Raw genomic sequence first — 6,716 nt, 5'->3', positions numbered from 1 at the left:
TGACACAGGAGTCTTGTCACTCCCAGGAGACGGCACTGGGGTCACTCCTCGAGAAGAGGTCTCATGAGGTGTCTAACCGACCTCGAGCTCTCAGTTCCCGCACGGAGGTATATATGCAACACGCAGTGATGTCCAAGATTGTCCGACTTCTGGGCAGCTGCTGCTAACCCTGTGCGGATGAGAAACACAACACACTCGTGATTGCCAGATGGATCATGTGCCTGATTGTAGGTCGGGTTGATGGTCAGAGAAGGCGACACAACACTCGATTTCGCTGCCGAATGTCACCATACATGTACAGAGTTGAGGAATAGCTAGTCGCGCTCTCGGGTCTTCCGGGTGTCGCTACCCAGTGCATGTTCTATCGCTCGGTCGAAGTCCTCGTCATCTTCTGGCTCGTAGACAACGCGAGCACGCACAGGCCGAGGCTCTGACGGTTTCCAGTGACCTATGAGCCCATAGAAGACCCCGAATGCCGTAGTGACAAGGGAAGTGATCCATGAGCTGTCGGTGACTGTAGTCATCAATGAGAAACCGAGAGGTACACCTCCAGCCACGCACACAGACAGAAGGGCAACCATGCCAAGTCGGACACTTGTAGACAAAGCGGTCATGCGTGCTGTAGTCCTGCCGCAGATGTAGCCTAGTGCCATTGCCACTCCGCCTAATACGATGAGCGATGATGGGAACAGGAATTGCGTCTGAGGTCACCTGAGCCACCGTGTCTGTCATTGGGCTCATAACACTTTGGCTAGCGAGTCTCCAGACGCTCCTCCCAGTGACTGTGTCTGAGACAGGTCTCCTTGTCCTCTGACGCCCCTTCTCATGGGTGCCCTCATTGTCAAGAATTGATGGTGCGTACTTGGCCAGAAAGATTACTAAGGAACTGGGTCGGTCAATCTCCATGATGACCATGGACAGGAGTCGAGTTGCTCGTTACGGCGAGAAGGTGCGTCACATAACTCTTAGTCTCAGAGAGGTGGCAAGCGTCATGCCATCGCCGAGGGGGATTGTACTGAAGGGAGTCTACTATGACATACTCACGGCGATTGAGAGCTGCATGGACATCATAGCTATGTTGTGCAGGGACAGAGGCACAGTCCCGAAGGGAGATGTCGAGAACATAGAGAGCCTGTCAAGACTCGGCGTGATTGACGAGGCACTGGCAGAACAACTCCGCAGATGCAATGGTCTTCGCAACGTCCTGGTGCATCAGTACAACGGTATAGACAGCGGCATTGTGCTGGAGTCAGTCCCGCAAGTGGAACAGGCCCTCTTACGGTTCCTTGATGTAGTGGAGAGACTACTGAATGAAGGTAGATGACGTAAGAGCGGACTTGCACTTCCTTAAGGACCGAGAGGTCATCCTGTTCGGCTCGTTTGTCACAGGCGACCTCACCCCCCATTCAGACATTGATGTCGCAATCATCACAAGGTCAAGCGACAGACGCTTGTTGATGGAGACTCGCATCGATGCATCAGGGAGAGCCTCTGACAGGTATGACATTCATGTATTGGAAGCCCTGCCGCTGCTCGTCATCGGGTCCATATTGGACCATTATGAGGTGCTCTTTGGCGACCCACTAGAGATAGGGCTGTACCTCTGCAGATACAGGCGGCGTTGGAATGACTATCGGCACAGAGTGGAGATTCCATCGATTCGCGAGATGAGACAGTGAGTGTGTGACCAGTTCCGAGGGAGGGTTGGCAGCCGCTGCCAGAGTCAGGCGTCCTAGACATTCGTACTCCGATGAAGTCACTTCAGAGTGTGAACAAGGAGTCTTCGCGCCGTTGAGGCCGCCGTACACCGACTACTTCCGTACGTACTTGTCAGGGGGCTCGGTATAGACCTTCTCAGCGGTCTTGTGGGCGCCTGGAGTGTCCATCTCGACATCTCTCTTGATTCCTCGTGCCTCACCAAGCACCTCATCATACACCTCGCTCTGGATGATCAGGCGTTGCACCTCGTTGCTTCCGGTCCAGATCGTCGCCAAGCGGGCATCGCGATACAGCCGTTCAATTGGGTAGACATCCGTGTAGCCTATGCCCCCGAGCATCTGCATCGCTTCGTGGACTGCATGGAAACCGGCCTCAGTGGCGTACACCTTTGCCTGTGAGACCTCCTTTCTACACCACGCGCCGGTGTCAGCGACTCTTGCAGCCCGGTATACGAGTCCCCTCGCTGCATCCAGCTCTGTGGCACAGTCGGCGACCTTGAAGCTGATTGCCTCGAACTTGCGAATTGTCTTTCCAAAGGCCTCTCTGCGGTCAGAGTAGCGTATCGCAATCTCAAGCGCAGCGCGTCCCAGACCGATAGCACCCGCTGCAGACGTCAACCGTTCAGGTACCATCATCTTGTTGAAGACGTCATTTCCGCCGTTGAGTTCCCCTACAAGATTGCTCTCAGGCACTTCTACATCCTTCATAACAATTCGAGCTGCGCCCATCCCGCGGCAGCCCATCAGTTCATACTGCTCCTCGACTCGTACTCCTGCGTCTCGGTCAACCAGAAAGGCACTCAGGGACTTGTGAGGGGGAGCTTGGAAGTCTGTTCGTGCATAGACCAAGAAGTAGTCCGCACCGACACCACCCGCCACAAATCGCTTCTCACCATTCAGGACGAACCTGTCACCCTTCTTGACGGCAATGGTGTTGGTGCCAAAGAAGTCAGACCCGCCCCGGGGCTCTGTCAGACCCTCCCCGCAGATCTTCTCACCCCTGAGTGTAGGAGCCAGGTAGTCCCGTTTCTGTCGCTCAGTACCAAACTTGTCAAGCGACTCTCCGATTATGCTCGGCAGAGAGTACGCGCAGCCGAGCGCGATGCCCAGTACGCCTATCTCCTCGATGGCGGCAGTCTCCGCAACCCAGCTCAGACCTCGACCTCCGTACTTGGTGGGAAACCTGAGCCCGAGGAGATTGGCACTCGCAGCAGCCTTGATGAACTCGTAGGGGTATTCCTTCTCCTTGGAGTCCATTGCCACTATCAGTGAACTGTCCACCTTGTCCTTGACAAAAGTGCGGACTTCATCACGCAGCTCCTTTTCTTCCTTGCTGAGCAGGACATCAAACATGGTCCGGACCTCTGTGGAACAGCTCTAGACTCGCCTGAGTAAAGAATCTAGCGTATCGTCGGACGTGCGCCTTACCAACACATGTATGGCATCTGTGGGACACACAATCTCGCAGAGAAGGCAGTGTATGCACTCCGTCTCATGAACAGGGTCGGCAAGAATGGCCCCGCCGGGCGCAGACCACACTTCAAATACTGACACAGGACAGACCCTGATGCACTTCATACATCCGATGCACGACTCGATGTGCACCCCCACCTCATACCCATGGTTCTCGCCGTCAGATGGGCCAGACGTCCAGACTGAGTGACCAGCATGCTCCGAACTGCGTGTCCAGCGCTCCCTGAATTCCCTGTCGATTGGCATCGTGACTGATGCAGACAATGTCGCTTATAGTTTCAGCTTGAGGTGGAGCCACGACTCTGCGTTCCAAGGTCAGATGCGCGGGGGCTTGTAGTAGAACAGCATCACGTAGCCAACGGATACAGAGGCCTTGAACGGAACACTCGATGCGCTGAAGCGGTCGCAATCCACGAGGACGTACGAGATGTCAGAGTCTCAGGTTCGCGATGCGTTGTGCAGACGCAGGAGGCTTCACTCAATCATTAGAACGTGTACATGATTGGACCGATTGAGCACCAAGAGGTCGGCGAGGAACAGTCGCGGTGATGTTTAGCATATTTCATAAGCGAATACTGCACAGTTCTATCCGTCACCTCACCATTTGAGGGAGCAGCTCATAGGAGAGGTTGCACATTGACCGAACTAGCCATAGTCTACAGGACGAAGAGAGGAGAGGAGAAGACCCCCCTACGGACGGACACAACAGAACTGATTCTGTCAGGTCGTCAGATCCTCTCGATTGACCTGCGACCACTCGCTGCTTGTAGGGACCTGAGAGTCATCGACTTGTCCACCAATCTAATCAGTACAATAGACCTCTGGCCACTCATGCGGTGTCCATCTCTTGACAGACTTGCTCTGAGGGGTAACCGCTTGGGGCGATTGGATGTGACCCCACTGTTCTACTGTCCAAGACTCAGTAACATCGAGGTCGACGACATAGTGAAGATAGAGGCAAACTATGACACTGTGGTGAGTCGACCACGTCCGCAGCCTCTGGACGAACTGAGAAGACATCGCCCGGTCAAGTGGACTACCGATGGAGACAACAATCCACTGGTTGAGATTGAACGACTCAAGAACGAGGTATTCACAGCTCTCTCAAAGACATATCCGAGTCCCGACAATGCACAGATAGTGGACCAGCTGCTCACATTCGAGCTCTGTGACCGCATTGAGCGTATGCTGACGAGGGAGATCGAAGAGGCAGAGAGAGCAGGCGACTTCCGGAGGATGAGCGTTCTTCAGAGAGGTCTTGATTACGTGAAGAGGGGCATGAGTGCGTAAGGACACGCAAGCACAGGCGGCAACTTAATAGTCAGAACTGTGTTCCTCAAGTAAGAATCCCAGTCAAGCAAGAATACTAGCCGGCCACTGAGGGGCATCTCTGATGGACGAGATAATCCTGAGATACATAACGACAGCAGGACTCGAAAAGACTGAGCGAGTAAACACAGATGAGACTCGAATTGGCCTTGACCTCAGAGAGATTGCCAGTGTTGACCTCTTGCCATTGATATGGTGTAGTCAACTCGAGAGCCTGAGCCTGAGCTTCAACAAGCTCACTGAGATTGACCTCACGCCGCTGGCCAAATGCTCAAACCTGCGGGTCCTACTTCTTGACCACAACCAGTTGACGACGTTAGACCTGTCACCACTGGCGGAGTGCACTAACCTTGAGGAACTGTCCATTGAACACAACTCGGTCCGTAGGGTGGACATCTCCGCTCTGTTCGAGTGTGCACAGCTGAAGAGACTCAAGATTGACCCCACCACGACCCTTATTGCGGACATATTCCTCCGGTCATTTGGCAGCTGGCCAAATGTGTTGGTTGATCAGTACCACAAGATAATCTGGACACACTTCGACCGCAGACCAGCAGCCTGACGGAGATCTTGGAATGGACACTGGACTGAGCGGACAACATGCCATTGTCACTGGTGCTGCAGGAGGGATAGGTCTTGAGACAGTGCTTCATCTCCTCCGAGAGGGAGCACGTGTGACTGCGGCCTACCACACATCTGCAGGGAGCTTGACGGAGATTGCAAGAGAGTGGCGCGACTCAATCAACCCACACTCGGTGGATGTGACAAGTGAGGAGAGTGTCAAACACCTATTCGACCAGGCGGTGGCAAGACTGGGGAGGATTGACATCTTGGTGGCGAATGCAGGGATAGCTAATCCTCAGCCGGTCGGTGTCCACGAGATGACACTGGCCCAGTGGCAGAGGACCATGTCGGTCAACCTCACCGGGGTATTCCTCTGCGCGAAGTACTTCCTCGCCAACCTGAGGGACCATCCGGCCGAGAATGCAAGTCTTGTGATGATAGGGTCAACTGCGGGCGTGTTTGGAGAGGCATGGTTCTCAGACTATGCAACCTCGAAGGCGGCCTTGCACGGTCTCATGATGAGCCTCAAGAATGAGATAGTACACCTGGCACGCCATGGCCGGGTCAACATTGTAAACCCCGGGTGGACCGCGACACCTATGGCATCGGATGTCCTCAGAGAGAAAGGTCTGGTGACGAGAATACTCCAGACAATACCGCTACGCAAGACGGCTACACCCGCAGACATTGCTGCCGCAGTAGTGTACTTGGCATCTGACAAGCTGGCTGGACACGTCAGCGGCCAAGCCATCACAGTAGCAGGTGGCATGGAGGGAAGAGTGCTCTTCACCCCCTCAGAGACCCTGGTCGAGTGATGGAGGGACTAGTATTCAGAGCCGGGATGCCTTTGATGCAATCGCGCTCGCATACGATAACTCCATAGACTGGGATGCGAGACTCAAGAGGGAGATTCCATTCGTGCTCAGACACCTGCCAAAGGGCCGAGGAGCGCGAGTCCTAGACTTGGCGTGTGGTAGCGGTCGCCACTCCGTCGCGCTGGCTAGCCGGGGATTTGAGGTGGTCGGGCTGGACAGCAGCCATGTGATGCTCTCTGCGGCTGCGGAGCTGGTGCGTCGAGAGGGGGTCTCAGTGAGGCTCATCGAGTCGAGGATGGAGGACCTGCACTCACTGCGGCTAGGCAAGTTCAATCTTGTACTGTGCCTTGGCAACTCGCTGGCTCTGCTCCCTGACCAATACACTCTCACTGAAGTCCTCGTAGCCATTGAGAAGTCGCTCGCTCCCGGCGGCACCCTCCTCTTCCAAGTGCTCAATTTTGAAGAGATAAGGTTCTCCAAGTTCGACAGTTTCCCTCTGAAGCGAGGTGTGACACCAACGGGGGAGGAGGTAGTGTTCGCTCGTTTCTTTGACCACTCCGGGAGTCGCGGTCTGTCCACGCTTGTGTTCTCAGCCATGAGGAAGACTGGTGATTGTTGGGCGTCCGAGGTGCGGTGTCAGCATGTGCTCAACCTTGATAGAGGGATTCTTGAGCGATTGCTTCGACAGACGGGCTTCAAGAGGATCTCTTGGACTGCAGACTACGAGGGGAGTGTCTTCGAGCCACAGAGGTCTAGGGATCTAGTCGTTGTGGCCAGCCGAGATGAATGACTCACAATGGGCTTTCAGTAGATGGGC

9 protein-coding genes are annotated in these 6,716 nt (G+C 54.7%); 6 read left to right on the top strand and 3 right to left on the bottom strand.

Translation table 11 applies throughout. From position 1 onward, the window contains the following. Positions 1-314: 314 nt before the first annotated feature. Positions 315-653, bottom strand: a complete 339-nt coding sequence (locus HXY34_05995) for a hypothetical protein (protein ID NWF95674.1) — start codon at positions 651-653, stop codon at positions 315-317. 185 nt (positions 654-838) lie between these two features. Here HXY34_05995 and HXY34_05990 point away from each other — a divergent pair, with 185 nt between their 5' ends. Both HXY34_05990 and HXY34_05985 read left to right on the top strand, forming a co-directional pair. Further along, on the top strand, positions 839-1,324 hold the full coding sequence (locus HXY34_05990; protein ID NWF95673.1) for a DUF86 domain-containing protein: 486 nt from the start codon (positions 839-841) through the stop codon (positions 1,322-1,324). Further along, positions 1,311-1,679 carry a nucleotidyltransferase domain-containing protein gene (locus HXY34_05985; GenBank protein NWF95672.1) on the top strand — a complete coding sequence of 123 codons (369 nt, stop codon included), beginning with the start codon at positions 1,311-1,313 and terminating at the stop codon, positions 1,677-1,679. The genes HXY34_05990 and HXY34_05985 overlap by 14 nt, the downstream gene beginning before the upstream one ends. 132 nt (positions 1,680-1,811) lie before the next feature. Here HXY34_05985 and HXY34_05980 read toward each other — a convergent pair whose 3' ends face one another. Both HXY34_05980 and HXY34_05975 read right to left on the bottom strand, forming a co-directional pair. Next, positions 1,812-3,071, bottom strand: a complete 1,260-nt coding sequence (locus HXY34_05980; GenBank protein ID NWF95671.1) for an acyl-CoA/acyl-ACP dehydrogenase — start codon at positions 3,069-3,071, stop codon at positions 1,812-1,814. Between the two features lie 24 nt (positions 3,072-3,095). Then, positions 3,096-3,272 (bottom strand): 4Fe-4S binding protein, encoded by a 177-nt coding sequence (locus HXY34_05975; protein ID NWF95670.1) that lies wholly within the window; start codon positions 3,270-3,272, stop codon positions 3,096-3,098. 555 nt (positions 3,273-3,827) lie between these two features. Between HXY34_05975 and HXY34_05970 the strand changes: the two genes are divergently transcribed. The 4 genes from HXY34_05970 (at position 3,828) to HXY34_05955 (ending at position 6,689) form a co-directional block, all read left to right on the top strand. Beyond that, the gene (locus tag HXY34_05970; protein ID NWF95669.1) at positions 3,828-4,481 is read left to right on the top strand and encodes a leucine-rich repeat domain-containing protein; all 654 of its coding nucleotides are present in this window, start codon (positions 3,828-3,830) and stop codon (positions 4,479-4,481) included. A 103-nt stretch (positions 4,482-4,584) separates the two neighbouring features. Continuing rightward, positions 4,585-5,082: a leucine-rich repeat domain-containing protein gene (locus HXY34_05965; protein ID NWF95668.1), complete on the top strand. Its 498-nt coding sequence runs from the start codon at positions 4,585-4,587 to the stop codon at positions 5,080-5,082. Between the two features lie 13 nt (positions 5,083-5,095). Continuing rightward, positions 5,096-5,899 carry an SDR family oxidoreductase gene (locus HXY34_05960; GenBank protein NWF95667.1) on the top strand — a complete coding sequence of 268 codons (804 nt, stop codon included), beginning with the start codon at positions 5,096-5,098 and terminating at the stop codon, positions 5,897-5,899. Beyond that, the gene (locus HXY34_05955; GenBank protein NWF95666.1) at positions 5,847-6,689 is read left to right on the top strand and encodes a class I SAM-dependent methyltransferase; all 843 of its coding nucleotides are present in this window, start codon (positions 5,847-5,849) and stop codon (positions 6,687-6,689) included. Before HXY34_05960 ends, HXY34_05955 begins: the two co-directional genes overlap by 53 nt. Positions 6,690-6,716: the final 27 nt, after the last annotated feature.

Source organism: Candidatus Thorarchaeota archaeon (genome assembly GCA_013388835.1).
In the GTDB taxonomy this organism is placed as follows: Archaea; Asgardarchaeota; Thorarchaeia; order Thorarchaeales; family Thorarchaeaceae; genus JACAEL01.
The sequence above is the reverse complement of the archived record's forward strand: the minus strand, read 5'-3'. Positions and strand labels throughout refer to the sequence as shown.

Excerpts from the sequence above, each read along its gene's own strand:
- HXY34_05960 (NWF95667.1), top strand. The coding sequence starts at position 5,096 with ATGGACACTGGACTGAGCGGACAACATGCCATTGTCACTGGTGCTGCA.
- HXY34_05965 (NWF95668.1), top strand. The coding sequence starts at position 4,585 with ATGGACGAGATAATCCTGAGATACATAACGACAGCAGGACTCGAAAAG.
- HXY34_05995 (NWF95674.1), bottom strand. The coding sequence starts at position 653 with ATGGCACTAGGCTACATCTGCGGCAGGACTACAGCACGCATGACCGCT.
- HXY34_05985 (NWF95672.1), top strand. The coding sequence starts at position 1,311 with ATGAAGGTAGATGACGTAAGAGCGGACTTGCACTTCCTTAAGGACCGA.
- HXY34_05980 (NWF95671.1), bottom strand. The coding sequence starts at position 3,071 with ATGTTTGATGTCCTGCTCAGCAAGGAAGAAAAGGAGCTGCGTGATGAA.